Genomic DNA, 17801 nt, shown 5'->3' with positions numbered 1-17801 from the left:
GTTCATGGGTGGCCTCTTGCAGATTCGGTCAATTTGGTTACATTCGTGACTGTTAATTTTGTAACTAACAAGGGCACCATGCTGCATCTGGAGAGATTCCTACCCTATCGCCTGAACCGTGTGGCCGAAGCGGTCAGTGACGAAATCAGGCCGATTTACAAAGGGTTGCACGGGATGAACCGCCCGGAATGGCGGGTTTTGGTGGCTTTGGCGCATATTGGCCCCGCGACGGCAACGGCGCTGTGCCGCCATTCGGCGCAGCACAAGACCAAGGTCAGTCGCGCCGTTGTGGCGTTGGAGAAACGACGGTGGATCACGCGCGACAACGACCCGGCCGATCGGCGCAGCGAGATCTTGCAGCTGAACGCAGCAGGGCACGCGGCCTATCGGCAGATTGCGGGGCCGGTCGCGGATGCGGATGCCGCGATACAGGCCAAGCTGGCCCCCGGTGATCGCGCGGCGTTGGAGCAGGGTCTGGCCGCACTGGAACGCGCGATGGGCTTGGTCGACTAAGGGCGGGTTGTAACCTGCCCGGCGCGCGGTATGTTTTCAGGATCACGCCGCGTTGCGAGGGGGCCATGATCCGCGCTGTTCTGTTCTGTGTTGCGATGGCCGTGCCTTGTGTGGCGCGGGCTTTGGACGTGGCCGTGGCAACAAATTTCGCCGGGCCGCTGACCCAGATCGCGGCGGCATTCACCGACGCGACGGGCGAGGACGTTGTGATCACGGCGGGCTCTACCGGCAAGCTTTACGCACAAATCCGCGCCGGCGCGCCGTTTGATGTGTTCCTGTCAGCGGACCGGGAGCGGCCCGCCTTGTTGCATGAACAGGGGCGCGGCGGCGAACCGGTGACCTATGCCACGGGGCGGTTGGTGCTGTGGGCGGGCAAAGACAACCTTCCGGGCGAGGGTCTGACTGATGCGTTGACAGACAGTGGCGTGCGCCATGTCGCCGTGGCCAATCCGGGCCTTGCCCCCTATGGCGCGGCGGCGGTTGAGGTGTTGCAGGCTTTGGACGTCTTCGACACTCTCGAGGCCCGTTTGGTATACGGACAGAATGTCGGGCAGGCGCATGCACTGGCTGCCAGCGGCAATGCGCAGCTTGCGTTGATTGCCGCGTCGGTTGCGCCGGATACCGGCCGGGTTTGGACGGTGCCGACCAACCTGCATGCACCGATCCGACAGGACGCGATCTTGTTGCGCGACGATCTGCAGGCGAAGGCATTCCTGACCTTTCTGCAATCACCGCGCGCGCGCGATATCATCGCGGCGCATGGCATGATCGCGGGGGCAAGCGAATGAGCTGGCCGGACATGGGGCCGGTGTGGTTGACACTGCAACTGGCGGCGGTCACGACGCTGGTTCTGCTGATCGTCGGCACGCCGCTGGCGTGGTGGCTGAGCCAGACGCGGGCGCGGGTGAAACCGGTGATCGAGGCCTTGACGGCGCTGCCATTGGTATTGCCGCCGACGGTCCTGGGGTTCTACCTGCTGATCCTGTTCAGCCCGGATGCGCCTTTGGGCGCGTTCTGGATCACGGTCACGGGTGACAGCCTGTCCTTTTCGTTCACGGGGCTGGTTCTGGCGTCGTGCCTGTATTCGCTGCCCTTCATGGTGCAGCCCCTGCAGGCGGCGTTCGAGGCGTTGGGCCGCGCCCCGTTAGAGGCCGCGGCCAGCCTGCGCGCCGGGCCGGTGGACCGGTTCTTTACGGTTGTGGTGCCCTTGTCGCTGCGCGGATACCTGACCGCCATCGTCCTTTCCTTCGCCCACACAATCGGCGAGTTCGGCGTGGTGTTGATGGTGGGTGGCAACATCCCCGGACGCACGCGCGTGTTGTCGATTGCGATCTACGAACATGTTGAAACCATCCAGTACGATCAGGCGCACCTGTTGTCGGCGGGGCTGTTGGTGTTCTCGTTTGTTGTGCTTCTGCTGGTCTATGTGCTGAACCGGCGCTTTCCGATGGGGGCGCGGTGATGGGGGCGTTGTCGTTTGACCTGCTGCTGTCGCGCGGAGATTTCCACCTGAAGGCGGCGTTCGAGGGCGCGGTGGACGGGGTGACGGCCTTGTTCGGCCCGTCAGGCGCTGGGAAATCAACGCTGCTGCGCGCGATTGCAGGGCTGGAGGCGGCCGAGGGGCCGGTGCGGTTTGACGGCGCGCTGTGGCAGGGGGCAGGGCAAAAGGCCTTGCCGGCGCATAAGCGGCCGGTGGGGTTCGTGTTTCAGAACGCCGCCCTGTTCGCGCATTTGGATGTGGCGGGCAATCTGCAATACGCCGCGCGTCGGGCCGCACCGCGGGCCGGGCCGGACGTGGCCGAAGTGGTGGCGGCACTGGAACTTGCGCCGCTGATGCCGCGGGCCGTGGGTGGATTGTCGGGCGGTGAACGGCAGCGGGTGGCGCTGGCACGCGCGCTGCTGACGCGCCCGGCGCTAATGCTGATGGACGAGCCGCTGTCGGGGCTGGACATGAAGCGCAAGGCGGCGATCCTGCCGCTGATCGCCGAGGTGCCGCGCCGGTTCGGAGTGCCGGTTCTGTACGTGACCCACGCGATTGACGAGGTCACGCGGATTGCCGACCGGCTGATTGCGCTGCGGGACGGGCAAATCGCGGGCAGCGGCCCAATGGCCGAGATGGTGGCACAGCTGGACCTTGGCCTGGGTGGCAGCCGGTTCGAGGCCGGCGTGGTGCTGCGTGCGACGGTGACCGGGACGGATGCGGGGTATCAGCTGACGCGCCTGGACCTGGACGGGCAAACGCTGGTGATGCCTGCCGCCCCGGTGGAGGCCGGCGCCGAGGTACAATTGCGCGTGCGCGCGCGCGACGTGATGGTGGCAACGGTCCGGCCCGAGGGGCTGAGCGCGCAGAACATCCTGACCGCGACCATCGAGCGGATCGAGCCCGAGGAAAGTCGCGCCTTTGCCGAGGTGTTTCTGCGCGTCGCCGAACAGCCGTTAAGGGCGCGATTGACGAGGGCGGCGGTGGATCAGCTGGCGCTGGCGCCGGGGCGCGAGGTGTTTGCGGTGCTGAAGGCGATCTCGTTTGACCGGCGGGTGCTTTAGCCCAGTGTGATCACTTGACCACCGGCCGCCTGCGCGTCCTCGGCATCGTGGGTAACCATCAACACCGGCAGATTGCGCGCACGGGCACGCGCAAAGACCAGATCGCGCACTTGCGCGCGCAGCGTGGCGTCGAGGCGGCCAAAGGCCTCGTCCAGCAGCAGCGCGCGCGGTTCCGACAGAAGCACACGCATCAGGGCCACCCGGGCGCGCTGCCCGCCTGACAACGTGGCCGGATCACGCGGGGCAAAACCGCTCAGGCCAACCTCGTCCAACGCGGCGTCGACCCGTTCGCGGCGCGACAGGCGGCTGCGCAGCGTGGCGGGCAGACCAAAGGCGAGGTTCGCGCCGACCGACATGTGGGGGAAAAGCAGATCGTCCTGAAACAACAGCCCCGTGCGGCGCAGATGTGCCGGTGTATTGGTGATGTCCGCGCCATCCAGCAACACCGCGCCGGTACAGCGCAGCGCCGGGTCCAGCGTGCCGGTGATGGCGGCCAGAAGGCTGGACTTGCCCACGCCGGACGGCCCCATCAGCGACAGGATCTGTCCCGGTTCGATCCGCGCATCCAGCGAGGCGACCTGCCGGGTGCCATGCCAGACGGCGAGGGTGTTCAGTTGCAGGCCCTTGGTCATCTCATTGTCCATGACGCATTCCCGCGCGGTTCAGCCACAAAAGACGCGGGGCCGCAATGGCCAGCGCAAAACCCAACGCCACAAGTCCGGTTTGCACCAAGGCAAAGACCCCGATCACGCGACGGTCACCGCCCGAGGCCAACGCCACGGCCTCGGTTGTCAGGGTCTGCACCCGCCCGCCTCCGATGACCAGCGTGGGCAGGTATTGTCCGACGGATACCGCAAGACCAACGGCGGCGGCTGTCAGCACCGGGGCCAGCAGCATCGGCAGGCGAAGACGCCAGAAAATGCGCCGGTCAGATGCGCCAAGGCTGGCGGCCACGCAGGCATGCCGGCTGTCCCAGGCGTGGTAGGGCGCCGACAATGACAGGTAGACATAGGGCACCACAAAGACCAGATGCGCAGCGATTACGGCAAGGGTGCCGGTGCTGAGCCCGGCCTGCAACATGCCCCATTGCAGCCCCGGCAGGAACGCCACCTGCGGGATGATCAGCGGCAGATAGGACAGCAGCCGCGCGAAGGGCCGCAGGCGCGGGTTGGGGGGATGGGTGCGGTGGGTCTCGAGGCTGGCAAGCACAAGGATCACGGCCAGCGTGGCAGAGACAGCGGCGATCAGCATCGTCTGGCTGGTCAGCCCGGCGATGGTGGAGGTCTGGCTGTGCCAGCTGCGCAGGCTCCATTCGGCAGGCAAGGCATCGGGGAAGTGCCAGCGGCGGGTCACCGACCAAAGGCCAAGGACCAGCAGACCCAGCCCGATGGCACCGGCCACAAGGCCGGTGGCACCCAGACCTGCAAGGCTGATCACGCGGCTGGCGCGATGCCCGCGCGTGCCGCTTGCCGTCCACGACGCCATCAGGCGCGCGCCCAGCATCTCGGCCAGCCGCCAAAGCGCCAGTGCAAGCAGGACCAGCAGCAGTTGCGCAACGGCCCCGGCCGCGGCGACATTGCGGCCCGAAAGGTCGGGCGCGTTCATCCAGCGAACCACCTCGACCGCAAGGGTCGGCGGGGTGGAGGGGCCAAGGATGATGGCCATGTCGACGGTGCTCATCCCGTAGGCCAGCACGGCATAAACAGGCAGGCGAATTTGCGGATAAAGGCGCGGCCAGACGGTTTTCAGCCACCCTGTCGCCGCGCCATAACCCAGCGTGGCGGCCACCAGCGCGCTGCGGCGCGGTTGGGTTTGGGGCAGGGCGGCGATCGACATAAGCAGCAGGAACGGCACCTCTTTCACCACCAATCCCAATGTCAGCGCCAACCCGTATGGGTCGTTCAGGATCAGCCAGTTTGGCGGTGTGTCCAACCCGGTGGCCCAGGGCGACAACAGGCGCATGATCCAGCCTGACGGAGCAATCAGAAAGGCCAATCCAAGCGCGGCGGCGGCATGGGGCACCGAAAGAAGAGGCGAGATCAGACGTTCGATCACGCCAAAGCCACGCCGCCCTGACCATCCCGCCAATATCAGCGCGGTCAGCGCCAGTGACAGGGCGGTGGCGGCCAAACCGGTGCCAAGGCTGAGACCCGCCGCGCGCGGCAAGCCGGGCCAGTTCAGCAAAGCGGTAAAGGCGCCCGGCTGCCCGGTGACCCCCAGTGCGGGCAGCAGCGTGCCCAGCACACCGGCCAGCACGGGCCCGGCCAAAAGGCCAAGCACCAGTATGGGGATCAGGCGGCGCGTCATGCCTTAGCGCGCCACTCCGTAACGCTCTGTCCAGCTGTCAGCCAGCGCGGTGGCCCAGCTGGGATCGGGTTCGGGCAGTGCGGCACCCAGCTCGGCCGGACTAAGCGTGGCAATACCCAGATCCAGTGCATCGAAAAGTGCGCGGTCGGCAGGGGCCAGCGCGTCCATGTCCAAAACGGTGCCATAGCCCAGAATCTCGGGATCTTGGGCGCGGGATTGCGCCTCGGGCGACAGCAGGAAATTGGCCAGAACCATCGCCCCCTCGGGCGCCGAGGCGTTATAGGGGATGGCAACGAAGCTGGCATTGCCGATGGTGCCGCCCTCCAGCACGAATGTGCGCACCGTATCGGGCAGCTGCCCGTTTGCGATGGCGGCAGAAGCCTCGCCCGGGCTGAAGGAAATGGCCAGGTCGATCTCGCCATCGGCCATCATCTGCAGCTGTCGCGGGCCGGTTTGCGGGAAGGCACGGCCGGCGCGCCAGAGGTGCGGATGGGCGCGATCCAGCCAGTTCCAGAGGGGCGCGGTGACCGCGTCGTAATCCACCGCGTCGGCGGGCTGTTGCAGCAGCGTGGCGTCCGCCGTCAGCTCGATCAGCGCTTGTTTCAGGAAGGTAGTGCCCAGGAAATCGGGCGGCTGCGGATAGGTGAACCGGCCGGGATTGGCGGCGGCCCAGTCGCCCAATGCGGCGATACTGGTGGGCGGTTCCGGCAGGCGGGCGCTGTCGTAATAGAACACCACCTGCGCCATTGCCCACGGGCTTTCCTGCCCGTCGGTTGGTACGGTGAAATCCGAGGTCACCGCAGGTTTGCCGGCCACATCGACATATTGCCAGTTCGGCAGGGTTTCGACCCAAGAGGGGTAAAGCAGCCCGGCCTCTTTCATCGCGGCGAAATTGGCGCCGTTGATCCAGATCAGGTCCACCGCGCCGCCGGTGTCTTTGCCCGCGGCCTTTTCCGCCACGACCCGGCCCACCGCGTCTGCGGTGTCGGACAGTTTGACATGTTCAAGGGTCACGCCGTGGCTGGCCGCGACTTGATCGCCCACCCAGCGAATGAAGTCATTGGTCGTGGTGGCCCCGCCCCATGCGTGCCAATACACGGTCTGCCCGCGCGCGGCGCTCTCTACTTTGGTCCAGTCACCGCTTTGCGCGGACGTGCCCGAGGTGCCAAGGATCGCGGCGGCAACCGCCAAGACGTGCAAAGGTTTCATTCAATTCATCCGTTCCCATTTCCGTGCGGCGGTTAGAAAACAATCCGCTGGTGGAACACCATACAAGTTTTTGTGTAAAATCCGCCGGAAAATCGGTCGCGGCGGGGGGTGGCTGGCACGGCCATGGGCGCCGATTGAAACACCGCCCCTTGCAGCCCCTCGGTCGCGCGCCTAAGACTCTGTCAGGTATTGCGGTCCTAACATGGGGCCATGTCAGACAGGCAGGCAAAGATGAACGATCCATACGAAACGTATATGAACACCCTGGTCCCGATGGTGGTTGAACAAACCTCACGCGGGGAACGGGCCTATGACATTTTCTCGCGCCTGCTGAAAGAGCGCATCATTTTCGTGACCGGCCCGGTGCATGACGGCATGTCCAGCCTGATCGTGGCGCAGTTGCTGCACCTGGAGGCCGAGAACCCCACGAAAGAAATTTCAATGTATATCAACAGCCCCGGTGGCGTGGTCACCAGCGGTCTGTCGATCTATGACACGATGCAATACATCAAGCCCAAGGTCAGCACACTGGTTGTTGGGCAGGCCGCATCGATGGGCTCGCTTTTGCTGGCGGCCGGTGAAAAAGGCATGCGGTTCTCGCTGCCCAACAGCCGCATCATGGTGCACCAGCCTTCGGGCGGCTACCAGGGTCAGGCGACGGATATCATGATCCACGCGCAGGAAACCCAGAAACTTAAAGACCGTCTTAACGAGATTTATGTCAAACACACGGGCCAAAAAATGAAGGCGGTTGTGGACGCGTTGGAGCGTGACAACTTCATGTCGCCCGAAGACGCGAAAGACTGGGGTTTGATCGACGAGATCGTGATCAACCGCGCCAAGGACGACGACACGGCGGAGTGATCCGCATATCACCATTCGGGCATTGCGCCGATTTTGGCGTTGTGCCCGGAATTTCTCTGCCATAGGCTGGCAGAAATACCGAACCGCGAAGGGCCATGTTGGACCCAAGCGGGTTTCCAGAGGACGATCATGGCGAACAATTCCGGCGATTCGAAAAACACTCTGTACTGTTCTTTCTGCGGCAAGAGCCAGCACGAAGTGCGCAAACTGATCGCCGGGCCCACCGTATTCATTTGCGATGAATGCGTTGAGCTGTGTATGGACATCATCCGCGAAGAGACGAAATCGGCCGGGCTGAAATCGTCGGACGGGGTGCCAACGCCCAAGGAAATCTGCGAGGTTCTGGACGATTATGTGATCGGGCAGTTCCACGCAAAGCGGGTTCTGTCGGTGGCGGTGCACAACCATTACAAGCGCCTGAACCACGCGCAGAAATCCGGCGATATCGAGTTGGCGAAATCCAACATCCTGCTGATCGGCCCGACGGGCTGTGGCAAGACGCTGCTGGCGCAAACGCTGGCGCGTATTCTGGATGTGCCCTTTACTATGGCCGACGCCACCACCCTGACCGAGGCCGGTTACGTGGGCGAGGATGTGGAAAACATCATCCTGAAATTGCTGCAGGCCAGCGAATACAATGTGGAACGCGCGCAGCGTGGCATCGTCTATATCGACGAGGTCGACAAGATCACGCGGAAATCCGACAACCCGTCGATTACACGCGACGTGTCGGGCGAAGGCGTGCAGCAAGCGCTGCTGAAGATCATGGAAGGCACCGTGGCCAGCGTACCGCCGCAGGGCGGCCGCAAGCATCCACAGCAGGAATTCCTGCAAGTGGACACCACGAATATCCTGTTCATCTGTGGCGGTGCCTTTGCCGGACTGGAAAAGATCATCGCACAGCGCGGCAAAGGGTCAGCCATCGGTTTTGGCGCCGATGTGAAGGAAAACGACACCCGCGGCGTTGGCGAGATGTTCAACGAGCTGGAACCCGAAGATCTGCTGAAATTCGGCCTGATCCCGGAATTTGTTGGCCGTCTGCCAGTGATCGCCACCTTGCAGGATCTGGACGAAGACGCACTGGTCACCATCCTGACCGCGCCGAAAAACGCGCTGGTCAAGCAATACCAGCGCCTGTTCGATCTGGAAGACACGCAACTGACATTCACCGATGATGCACTGAGCGCCATCGCCAAACGCGCGATCGAACGCAAGACCGGCGCGCGCGGGTTGCGGTCGATCATGGAAGACATCCTGCTGGACACGATGTTCGACCTGCCGGGCATGGATGACGTGACCGAGGTTGTGGTGAACGAAGAGGCGGTGGCCGCCGACAACAAGCCGCTGATGATCTACGCCGACAAGGCCGAGGAAGCCTCGGCCAGCTAAGGCGGCGACATTTTGAATACCGACGCGCGGGGCGAAACCTCCGCGCGTTTTTCTTTTGGCAAGGAGAGCTGTGATGAAACGTATCCATTCCGGTGGCCCGTTCGAGGCGAAGATCGGATATTGCCGTGCTGTTGTGGCCGGTGGCTTTGTGCACGTGGCGGGCACGGTGGGGCAGGGCGACACGGTGACCGAACAGTGCAAATCGGCGCTGGAGATCATTGGCAAGGCGCTGGCCGAAGCCGGCGTGTCCTTCGCCGACGCCGTGCGCGTAAACTATTATCTGCCCGACGCAGCCGAATTCGAACCCTGCTGGCCGATCCTGGCCGAAACCTTCGGCGCAAACCCGCCGGCGGCCACGATGATCGAATGCGGCTTGATTGACCCGAAATACCGGATCGAGATCGAAGTCACGGCGGTGGTGCCGGAATAACGCGCATCAGGGCAGGGTGCGGGGATCAAGACTGGACCTTGCCGCGCGATTGGGTCATATCATCGATGAAGATATGCCGGAGGGCCTGATGGGAATCCTGAACACATTGCTGCGCGCCGTGACCTGGTGGAACGGGTCGACGCTGAACACTGCCATCTATACGCGCCGCAAGGGCGTGAAAGTCGGCGAGGACGATCAGGGCAACGTCTTTTACGAGACGCGCGACGGCAAGCGCCGCTGGGTCATGTTCAATGGCGAGGCCGAGGCAAGCCGCGTCAGCCCCGATTGGCATGGCTGGCTGCACCACACCTATAAAGAACCGCCCACCAAGGCGCCGCTGGCGCACAAGGATTGGGAAAAGCCGCATCAGGAGAACCTGACCGGCACCGCGCTGGCTTATGCGCCCGGTGGCTCGATCCGTCAGGCTGACCCCGCGCCGCGTGGCGATTACGAGGCGTGGCAGCCCGAATAAGGCCCCGATATGTCGGAAAACCGCACAGAAATCCTTGTTGGCGCCGGTGTTTTGGCCGTGGCGTTTGGTTTTGCCCTCTATGCCGCGCAGGTGGCGGGGCTGACCCGGTCCGAGACCGGGCAATATGACCTGACGGCCTCGTTCCGGTCGGTGCAGGGCATTTCAGTTGGCAGTGACGTCAAACTGGCCGGTGTGAAGGTTGGGACGATCACCGGGCTGGACCTGAACCCAACCACGTTCCGCGCCGACGCCACGTTGCGCATCGACGAGGCCATCATCCTACCCGATGACAGCGCGATTCTGGTCTCGTCCGAAGGGCTGCTGGGCGGCAATTTCATCGAGATCGTGCCGGGCGGGTCGCCCTTTGATCTGGAACCCGGCGGCGAGATTATCGACACCCAAGGCGCTGTCAGCCTTGTACAATTGCTGATGCGGTTTGTGGGCGCAGCAGCCGGTGAAGACGAGGGCGAAAATTGATCCTGCGCGCCCTGGCAGCATGCGCGGCGGCCCTTGCGGCGGTGCCTGCGGTGGCACAGGATAGCCGCGTGCTGACCGAAAGCGCGCCCGGTGCGGTGATCCGCGTTCTGGACCGCGTGACGGGCAACCTGGTGGATCTGGATATGGGCAACGGGCAAAGCGCCGAATATGGCCGTGTCCGCATTGGCGTAAATGGCTGCCGGTTTCCGGCCGACAACCCGGCCTCGGACGCGTTTGCCTTCCTTTCCATCGAAGACATGATTGACCCCACGATCCGGTTCGAAGGCTGGATGGTGGCATCATCCCCCGCGCTGAACGCGCTGGACCACCCGCGTTACGACGTTTGGGTGCTGCGCTGTATCAGCAACTGAGGGCTGGGCGTCGCCGGGGCGTTGAAATTTCCGTTCAACTCCAACGCGGCCGCCAACTCTTCCTGAAACGCGGCGCGCGGAATTTCGACCGCACCAAGCGTGGCCAGATGCGGTGTGATGAATTGCGTGTCGAAAAGGGCAAATCCACCCATTCGCAAGCGATCCACCAGATAAGCCAGCGCGATTTTGGAACCGTTGGTGGCGCCTGAGAACATGCTTTCCCCGTAGAACGCACCGCCCAGCGACACGCCATAAACACCGCCGATCATCGTATCGCCGCGCCAGACTTCCAGCGAATGGGCGTGGCCCATGTCGTGCAGCATACCATAAAGCGCGAAAATGTCGTCGTTGATCCATGTTTCGGGCCGGTCGGCGCAATGGCGCATCGTACCCTCGAAATCACTGTTGACGGCAATGCGGTAGTCGGCGGCCAGAATGGCGCGGCGCAGCGAGCGAGAAATGTAAAAGCCATCCAGAGGGAAGACCCCACGATCGGTAGGGTCCACCCAAAACAGCGCGTCCGAGTCCCGCGATTCGGCCATGGGAAAGATGCCCATCCCATAGGCCTGTAGCAGCAACTGAGGCGTCAGTTCGTCGCTCATCCGGCGTTAGCCGGCCAGATCGCCGTTCTCTTCCAGCCAACGCTCCAGCCAGTGGATGTTGTAGTCGCCGGAATGGATATCCGCCTCGGCCAGCAGGGCCGAGAAGAGCGGCACCGTGGTGTCGATGCCGTCGATGATCAGCTCGCCCAGAGCGCGGTCCAGCCGGGCCAGCGCCTCGGCCCGGTCGCGGCCGTGTACGATCAGCTTGCCGATCAGGCTGTCATAGTAGGGCGGGATCGAATAGCCGTCATAAAGCGCCGAATCCATCCGCACACCCAGCCCGCCGGGGGCGTGGTAATGGGTGATCTTGCCCGGGCAGGGGGCAAAATTGGGCAGGCGTTCGGCGTTGATGCGCACCTCGATCGCGGCGCCGTTGATCGTCAGATCATCCTGGCTGAACGACAGCGGCAGGCCGGCGGCCACGCGGATCTGTTCGCGCACCAGATCGACGCCAAAGATGGCCTCGGTCACCGGGTGTTCCACCTGCAGGCGGGTGTTCATCTCGATGAAATAGAACTCGCCGTTTTCGTACAGGAACTCGATGGTGCCGGCGCCGATATAGTTGATCTGCGCGACGGCATCCGCGCAGATCTTGCCGATGCGGGCGCGTTCCTCGGGCGTGATGGCGGGGCCGGGGGCCTCTTCGAACACTTTTTGGTGGCGGCGCTGCAACGAGCAGTCGCGTTCCCCCAGATGCACGGCGTTGCCCTTGCCATCGCCAAAGACCTGAATTTCGATATGGCGCGGCGTGGTCAGGTATTTCTCGATATAGACCTCGTCATTGCCAAAGGCGGCCTTGCCCTCGGCACGCGCGGTGCGGAACGCGGTCTCCATCTCGTCGGCGGAATGGGCCACTTTCATGCCGCGCCCACCGCCACCCGCGGTGGCTTTGATGATCACCGGATAGCCCATCTCGGCCCCCAGTTTCTGGGCGGTTTCCAGATCGGGCACACCGCCATCCGAACCGGGCACGCAAGGCACGCCAAGTTTCTTCATCGTGTCCTTGGCGGTGATTTTGTCGCCCATCACGCGGATATGTTCGGCGGTGGGGCCGATAAAGGCCAGATCGTGATCTTCGACGCATTGCACGAAGGTCGCGTTTTCCGACAGGAAGCCATAGCCGGGGTGGATGGCCTCGGCCCCGGTGATCTCGCAGGCGGAGACGATGGCCGGGATCGACAGATAGCTGGCCGTGCCCGGCGGCGGGCCGATGCACACGCTTTCGTCGGCCATGCGCACATGCATCGCGTCGGAATCGGCGGTGGAGTGCACCGCCACCGATTTGATGCCCATTTCACGGCAGGCACGGATCACGCGCAACGCGATCTCGCCCCGGTTGGCAATCAGGATTTTCTCGAACATGGGCAGGGCCTTATTCGATGATCATCAGGGGCGAGCCGAATTCGACCGGCGCACCGTCTTCGACCAGGATCCGCTTGACGGTGCCGCCCGTGGGGGCGGGGATCTGGTTCATGGTTTTCATGGCTTCGACGATCAGGATCGTGTCGCCTTCGGCCACTTTGTCACCGACCGAAACAAACGCCTTGGCGCCGGGTTCGGGGGCAAGGTAGGCCGTGCCGACCATGGGCGATGTCACGGCGCCCGGCAATTGGGCGGGGTCCTCGGCCACCTCGGCAGCGGGCGCTGCCGCCGGTGCAGCAGGCGCAGCAGCTGGCGCTGGCGCGGCGGCAACCGGTGCCGCAACCTGTGCGACGACGTTGGTGGTTTTTGCAACACGCACGTCCAGGCTGTCATCTTCGCCATATTCGCGCTTTACCTGCAATTCGGTCAGGTCGTTCTCGCTCAGAAGTTCAGCCAGGGCCTGAATGAAGGCTACGTCTGCTTCGTGGGAGTTTTTTGTCATGCCGTCCTCGATCGCTGCCCATGTCCCGTTCCCCCGGGATGGGCCGTTAACTTTGGGAGCTTATACGCCACCGCCGCGGGTGTGGAAAGTATCTGATATGCGCTTCTCGGCGGGAATTCCGGACTGGAACGCACCGGATGTGCTCGTTTTGAAGGCACCAAGCCCGAAATCCGACGGCAGGTTGCGCAGAAAGGGGGATTCTGCGCCCATCCAAAATTTACCATTTGATAAAAAATAAGACCCATGGCAGTCTGAATGCAACAAATCGGATCTAGGGAGCAAGCAAAATGGCCAACTCTCGTCTGACGCCAGGCGTTGTGGCGCAACGATTGGGTGATCAAGACTACAGCCGCAATTTCGCCGACAAGGACCCCTTGTTGGATACACACGAGGCCGCCGTTGCGGCGGATCGGTGCTATTTCTGCCATGACGCGCCCTGCGTGACGGCCTGCCCGACGGATATCGACATTCCGATGTTCATCCGCGAGATCCAGACCGGCAATCCGCAAGCGGCCGCGCGTACAATCCTGGAACAGAACATTCTGGGTGGTATGTGCGCCCGCGTCTGCCCGACCGAGCAGCTGTGTGAAGAGAAATGCGTGCGCGAAGTGGCCGAGGGCAAGCCGGTCGAGATTGGCCGACTGCAGCGCTATGCAACCGACACGCTGATGTCCGCGGATGTACATCCGTTTACACGGGGCGCGGCGACCGGCAAGAAGGTTGCCGTTGTTGGCGCGGGGCCTGCGGGTCTGTCGGCGGCGCACCGTTTGGCGATGAAGGGCCATGACGTCGTGATCTTTGACGCGCGCGAAAAGCCCGGCGGGCTGAACGAATACGGTATCGCAACCTACAAGACGGCCGACAATTTCGCGCAGCGCGAGGTGGACTGGCTGATGCAGATCGGTGGCATTACCATAGAGACTGGCAAAGCACTGGGTGGCGATCTGACATTGGACGGACTGCGCGGTGATTACGACGCCGTGTTCCTGGCCATTGGCTTGGCGGGTGTGAATGCCTTGCGTGCCGAGGGCGAGGAAAAGACACATGTGACCGACGCGGTCGACTTTATCGCCGCCTTACGTCAGGCCGGGGATTTCGGCTCGGTTCCGGTTGGCCGCGACGTAGTGGTCATTGGCGGTGGCATGACAGCGGTGGATGCCGCGGTGCAGTCGAAACTGTTGGGCGCGGAACACGTGACGATGGTCTATCGCCGTGGCCGCGACGCGATGAGCGCCTCGGAATACGAACAGGACCACGCCGCCAGCAAGGGCGTGCGGATCATCACCGGCGCCGCACCGCTGCGGCTGCACGGCAATGGCGCGGTGGCCGAGATCGAGTTCGCCTATACCGAGGCCGGGCCGGATGGCCTGACGCTGACCGACAACACGTTCCGTCTGAAGGCCGATCAGGTGTTCAAGGCCATCGGTCAGACACTGGACGGGGTGCCGGCGGGGCTGGAACTGACCGGTCGCAAGATCAGCGTCACCGGCGCCGGGCGCACCAGCCTGACCGGCGTCTGGGCCGGGGGCGATTGTGCGGCGGGTGGTGACGACCTGACCGTGACGGCGGTGGCCGAAGGCCGCGATGCCGCCGAAGACATTCACGCAACGCTGATGGGAGGCTGAACCATGGCTGATCTGACGACCGATTTTGTAGGTATCAAATCCCCCAACCCGTTCTGGCTGGCCTCGGCGCCGCCCACGGATAAGGAATACAACGTGCGCCGCGCGTTCGAGGCCGGATGGGGCGGTGTGGTCTGGAAAACCCTGGGCGCCGAAGGCCCGCCGGTGGTGAACGTCAACGGTCCGCGTTACGGCGCGATCTACGGCGCTGATCGCCGTCTGCTGGGGCTGAACAATATCGAGCTGATCACCGACCGCCCGTTAGAGGTGAACCTGGAGGAGATGGCCAACGTCAAGGCCGATTACCCCGACCGGGCGCTGATCGCGTCGATCATGGTGCCCTGCGAAGAGAAAGAGTGGAAAGCCATCCTCCCGCGGGTGGCCGAAACCGGCTGTGATGGTATCGAGCTGAATTTCGGCTGCCCGCACGGGATGAGCGAACGCGGCATGGGCAGCGCCGTGGGGCAAGTGCCCGAATACATCGAAATGGTCACCCGCTGGTGCAAGCAATATTACGACCGCCCGGTGATCGTGAAACTGACGCCCAATATCACCGATATCCGCTATCCGGCGCGCGCGGCGCATAACGGTGGCGCGGATGCGGTCAGCCTGATCAACACGGTCAGCTCGATCACCTCGGTGAACCTGGACACGATGAGCCCCGAGCCGTCGATTGACGGGCAGGGCAGCCATGGCGGCTATTGCGGGCCGGCAGTGAAACCCATCGCGCTGAACATGGTGGCCGAGATTGCCCGTGACCCCGAAACGCGCGGCCTGCCGATCAGTGGCATCGGCGGCGTGACCACATGGCGCGACGCGGCCGAGTTCTTGGCGCTGGGCGCGGGTAACGTGCAGGTCTGTACGGCGGCGATGACATACGGGTTCCGCGTTGTGCAGGAGATGGCATCGGGCCTGTCGCAATGGATGGACGAAAAGGGCATCACCTCGGTCGACGAGGTTGTCGGCCGTGCCACGCCGAACGTCACAGACTGGCAGTTCCTGAACCTGAACTATATCGCCAAGGCCAAGATCAACGAGGATCTGTGCATCAAATGCGGCCGCTGCTACGCCGCCTGCGAGGATACCAGCCACCAGGCCATCGCCATGTCCGAGGACCGCACCTTCAGCGTGATCGACGAGGAATGCGTGGCCTGCAACCTGTGCGTCAATGTCTGCCCGGTCGAGGAGTGTATCACGATGGAGAAGATGCCCAACGGCGCCACCGATCCGCGCACCGGCAAGGTGGTCGACGACACCTATTCCAACTGGACCTCTCATCCCAACAACCCAGCGGCAACTGCCGCCGAGTGATGCCCTTCCAGTGACGGGATGAGACCCCGGTCCGGCGAGCCCCGGGCCGGGTATTTCTTTGCTTATATTGTGGCTACGTTGAATCCATGATAAAACTTATCTACGAATCAGGAGGCGCGATATGAAACTGGGCGACGGGGTCGAGGCGGCCATTCACTGCACCACCACTTTGGCGGGGCTGCGGTCTGACGCGGTGATTTCGGGGGCCGATCTGGCCAACGGCTTTGGGGTGTCGGCAAGCTATTTGCTGAAACATCTCAAGGCGTTGACGGGGGCGGGTATCCTGGCCTCGGTGCCCGGACCCAAGGGCGGCTACCGGATCGGGCGGCCGGCCGACCAGATCACCCTGCTGGATATCGTTCTGGCGGTGGAGGGGGCCGAGCCTGCCTTTCGCTGCGCCGAAATCCGCCGGCGCGGGCCGGGCGCGCCGGGGGCGGATGCCTATCCAAACCCTTGCGGGATCAATGCCGCGATGCTGCGGGCGGAGCGGGCGTATCGCGCCGCATTGCGCGAGGTGCGCGTGTCAGACCTGCTGGCGGATCATCTGGCCAATTCAGACCCGCGCGTTGTGCGCCATGGCTGCGCGATGGTCGAACAATTTCAACGGCTTCAACCAAATGCCGCAAACTAAAGGAGATGAAAATGGAACCCCGGATGGATTATTGGGCGGCTGCGCCCGAGTTGGGCAAGGCCCTGGTGGCACTGAACATGGCGGTCGAAAGCAGCGGCTTGGAACAAAGCCTGTTGCACCTCGTCAAACTACGGGCATCGCAGATCAATGGCTGCGCCTTTTGCACCGATATGCACACGCGCGAAGCCCGCAAAGATGGTGAAACCGAACAGCGCCTCTACCTGACCGCAGTTTGGCATGACAGCTTTCTGTTCTCAGACCGTGAAAAAGCGGCGCTGGAATGGACCGAGGCGCTGACTAAACTGGGGGACCACTCCCCGGACGACGCCCTTTTTGCAAAGGTAGAGGCACAGTTTCCCGGTGCCGAGATGGTCAAGCTGACAATGTTGGTGAACATGATCAACGCGTGGAACCGGTTGGGCATCGCCTTCCGCAGCGTGCATGCCGCGCCGGCCGAAATTGCGGCCTAAACCGACAGCAGGCGTGTAAACAGCGTGTCAATATACGTGCCGGCGGCCGGGAATGGGTCGTCGGCATCCAGCACCGCGCGCACCTGCACGTCGAAGTCGGCGTAATGCTGGGTCAGCGCCCAGATCGAAAAAATCAGGTGATAGGGATCGACTGGGGCAATTTTGCCTGCTTTGCTCCAATCCGCGATCACCGCGGCCTTTTCATCGACCAATGTCTTCAACTCGCCGGTCAGCGCGTCATGGATGCGCGGCGCGCCTTGCAGGATCTCGTTGGCAAACAGACGGCTTTCGCGTGGATAGTCGCGGCTCATCTCCAGCTTGCGCTGAACATAGCCCATGATCTCGTCCAGAGGCTCGCCGTCGGGATCCATCTTGTACAGTGGATCAAGCCAGGTTTTCAGAAGACTTTCAAGAAGTTGCGCATGGATCGCGTCCTTGGACGGGAAGTAATAGAGCAGGTTCGGCTTTGACAATCCCGCGGCCTGCGCAATCTGATCCAACGTGGAACCCCGGAACCCGTATTGCGAAAACACCTCCAACGCGGCGCCAAGAATGGCTTCGCGGTTTTTGCGTTGGATTCGGGTCAGCGGTTTCATTTCGTTCATGGAAAACCCTTCTATGACGTGACGTCAGTCAATGTCCAGTACAGCGGCCTTCGCGCGCTGCCCAAAACTTGGGCACAAGCCGTCATGGCAAGGCAGAGTTTCCTTCGCGGAAAACGGAAA

At 63.1% G+C, this 17801-nt stretch carries 21 protein-coding genes; 14 read left to right on the top strand and 7 right to left on the bottom strand.

The annotated features are described in order from the left end of the window. Positions 1-45: 45 nt before the first annotated feature. The 4 genes from ACMU_RS08200 to modC all read left to right on the top strand — a co-directional run bounded on the left by ACMU_RS08200 (position 46) and on the right by modC (position 3057). Complete coding sequence (locus tag ACMU_RS08200; RefSeq protein ID WP_201769879.1) at positions 46-513, top strand: MarR family winged helix-turn-helix transcriptional regulator; 468 nt, start codon at positions 46-48, stop codon at positions 511-513. 65 nt (positions 514-578) lie between these two features. Further along, positions 579-1301 (top strand): molybdate ABC transporter substrate-binding protein, encoded by a 723-nt coding sequence (modA, locus tag ACMU_RS08195; RefSeq protein ID WP_035258264.1) that lies wholly within the window; start codon positions 579-581, stop codon positions 1299-1301. Next, positions 1298-1975, top strand: coding sequence for a molybdate ABC transporter permease subunit (gene modB / locus ACMU_RS08190; RefSeq protein ID WP_035258261.1), 678 nt, complete (start codon positions 1298-1300; stop codon positions 1973-1975). Before modA ends, modB begins: the two co-directional genes overlap by 4 nt. Then, entirely contained in the window at positions 1975-3057 is a 1083-nt protein-coding gene (gene modC / locus ACMU_RS08185) for a molybdenum ABC transporter ATP-binding protein (protein WP_051588170.1), read from the top strand. The genes modB and modC overlap by 1 nt, the downstream gene beginning before the upstream one ends. On the opposite strand, the gene ACMU_RS08180 is transcribed toward modC, so the two are convergent. From ACMU_RS08180 to ACMU_RS08170, 3 genes are read right to left on the bottom strand one after another with little or no spacing between them, the layout of a single operon-like run. Next, on the bottom strand, positions 3054-3689 hold the full coding sequence (locus tag ACMU_RS08180) for an ATP-binding cassette domain-containing protein (protein WP_035258807.1): 636 nt from the start codon (positions 3687-3689) through the stop codon (positions 3054-3056). The genes modC and ACMU_RS08180 overlap by 4 nt on opposite strands. Position 3690: 1 nt before the next feature. After that, positions 3691-5364 (bottom strand): ABC transporter permease, encoded by a 1674-nt coding sequence (locus ACMU_RS08175; protein ID WP_035258258.1) that lies wholly within the window; start codon positions 5362-5364, stop codon positions 3691-3693. 3 nt (positions 5365-5367) lie between these two features. After that, positions 5368-6573, bottom strand: a complete 1206-nt coding sequence (locus ACMU_RS08170; protein ID WP_035258256.1) for an ABC transporter substrate-binding protein — start codon at positions 6571-6573, stop codon at positions 5368-5370. A gap of 231 nt (positions 6574-6804) precedes the next feature. Here ACMU_RS08170 and ACMU_RS08165 point away from each other — a divergent pair, with 231 nt between their 5' ends. The 6 genes from ACMU_RS08165 to ACMU_RS08140 all read left to right on the top strand — a co-directional run bounded on the left by ACMU_RS08165 (position 6805) and on the right by ACMU_RS08140 (position 10576). Then, a complete protein-coding gene (locus tag ACMU_RS08165) occupies positions 6805-7437 on the top strand; it encodes an ATP-dependent Clp protease proteolytic subunit (RefSeq protein WP_035258804.1) in 633 nt (210 codons plus the stop codon). 129 nt (positions 7438-7566) lie between these two features. Beyond that, a complete protein-coding gene (clpX, locus tag ACMU_RS08160) occupies positions 7567-8826 on the top strand; it encodes an ATP-dependent Clp protease ATP-binding subunit ClpX (RefSeq protein WP_035258253.1) in 1260 nt (419 codons plus the stop codon). 70 nt (positions 8827-8896) lie between these two features. After that, a complete protein-coding gene (locus tag ACMU_RS08155) occupies positions 8897-9256 on the top strand; it encodes a RidA family protein (RefSeq protein WP_035258251.1) in 360 nt (119 codons plus the stop codon). A gap of 88 nt (positions 9257-9344) precedes the next feature. Then, entirely contained in the window at positions 9345-9728 is a 384-nt protein-coding gene (locus tag ACMU_RS08150) for an NADH:ubiquinone oxidoreductase subunit NDUFA12 (RefSeq protein WP_035258800.1), read from the top strand. Between the two features lie 9 nt (positions 9729-9737). After that, a complete protein-coding gene (gene mlaD, locus ACMU_RS08145) occupies positions 9738-10205 on the top strand; it encodes an outer membrane lipid asymmetry maintenance protein MlaD (protein ID WP_035258249.1) in 468 nt (155 codons plus the stop codon). Continuing rightward, entirely contained in the window at positions 10202-10576 is a 375-nt protein-coding gene (locus ACMU_RS08140) for a DUF2155 domain-containing protein (protein WP_328286656.1), read from the top strand. The genes mlaD and ACMU_RS08140 overlap by 4 nt, the downstream gene beginning before the upstream one ends. Here the strand turns inward: ACMU_RS08140 and aat are convergent. The 3 genes from aat to accB are packed head-to-tail and all read right to left on the bottom strand — an operon-like array spanning position 10540 to position 13042. Further along, positions 10540-11178 (bottom strand): leucyl/phenylalanyl-tRNA--protein transferase, encoded by a 639-nt coding sequence (gene aat, locus ACMU_RS08135; RefSeq protein WP_035258247.1) that lies wholly within the window; start codon positions 11176-11178, stop codon positions 10540-10542. The genes ACMU_RS08140 and aat overlap by 37 nt on opposite strands. 6 nt (positions 11179-11184) lie before the next feature. Further along, positions 11185-12540: an acetyl-CoA carboxylase biotin carboxylase subunit gene (gene accC, locus ACMU_RS08130; RefSeq protein WP_035258245.1), complete on the bottom strand. Its 1356-nt coding sequence runs from the start codon at positions 12538-12540 to the stop codon at positions 11185-11187. Positions 12541-12550: 10 nt separating this feature from the next. Then, positions 12551-13042: an acetyl-CoA carboxylase biotin carboxyl carrier protein gene (gene accB / locus ACMU_RS08125; protein ID WP_035258244.1), complete on the bottom strand. Its 492-nt coding sequence runs from the start codon at positions 13040-13042 to the stop codon at positions 12551-12553. 287 nt (positions 13043-13329) lie between these two features. On the opposite strand from accB, the gene ACMU_RS08120 reads away from it, so the two are divergent. From ACMU_RS08120 to ACMU_RS08105, 4 genes are all read left to right on the top strand, one after another. Then, on the top strand, positions 13330-14667 hold the full coding sequence (locus ACMU_RS08120) for an NAD(P)-dependent oxidoreductase (protein WP_035258243.1): 1338 nt from the start codon (positions 13330-13332) through the stop codon (positions 14665-14667). A 3-nt stretch (positions 14668-14670) separates the two neighbouring features. Beyond that, on the top strand, positions 14671-15975 hold the full coding sequence (gene preA, locus ACMU_RS08115) for an NAD-dependent dihydropyrimidine dehydrogenase subunit PreA (RefSeq protein WP_035258242.1): 1305 nt from the start codon (positions 14671-14673) through the stop codon (positions 15973-15975). Positions 15976-16096: 121 nt separating this feature from the next. Continuing rightward, the gene (locus ACMU_RS08110; RefSeq protein ID WP_035258240.1) at positions 16097-16606 is read left to right on the top strand and encodes an RrF2 family transcriptional regulator; all 510 of its coding nucleotides are present in this window, start codon (positions 16097-16099) and stop codon (positions 16604-16606) included. 11 nt (positions 16607-16617) lie between these two features. Further along, a complete protein-coding gene (locus ACMU_RS08105; protein ID WP_035258796.1) occupies positions 16618-17076 on the top strand; it encodes a carboxymuconolactone decarboxylase family protein in 459 nt (152 codons plus the stop codon). Here the strand turns inward: ACMU_RS08105 and ACMU_RS08100 are convergent. Further along, entirely contained in the window at positions 17073-17681 is a 609-nt protein-coding gene (locus ACMU_RS08100; RefSeq protein ID WP_035258238.1) for a TetR family transcriptional regulator C-terminal domain-containing protein, read from the bottom strand. The genes ACMU_RS08105 and ACMU_RS08100 overlap by 4 nt on opposite strands. Between the last annotated feature and the right edge of the window lie 120 nt (positions 17682-17801).

Source organism: Actibacterium mucosum KCTC 23349, assembly GCF_000647975.1.
Lineage (GTDB): Bacteria > Pseudomonadota > Alphaproteobacteria > Rhodobacterales > Rhodobacteraceae > Actibacterium > Actibacterium mucosum.
The sequence above is the reverse complement of the archived record's forward strand: the minus strand, read 5'-3'. Positions and strand labels throughout refer to the sequence as shown.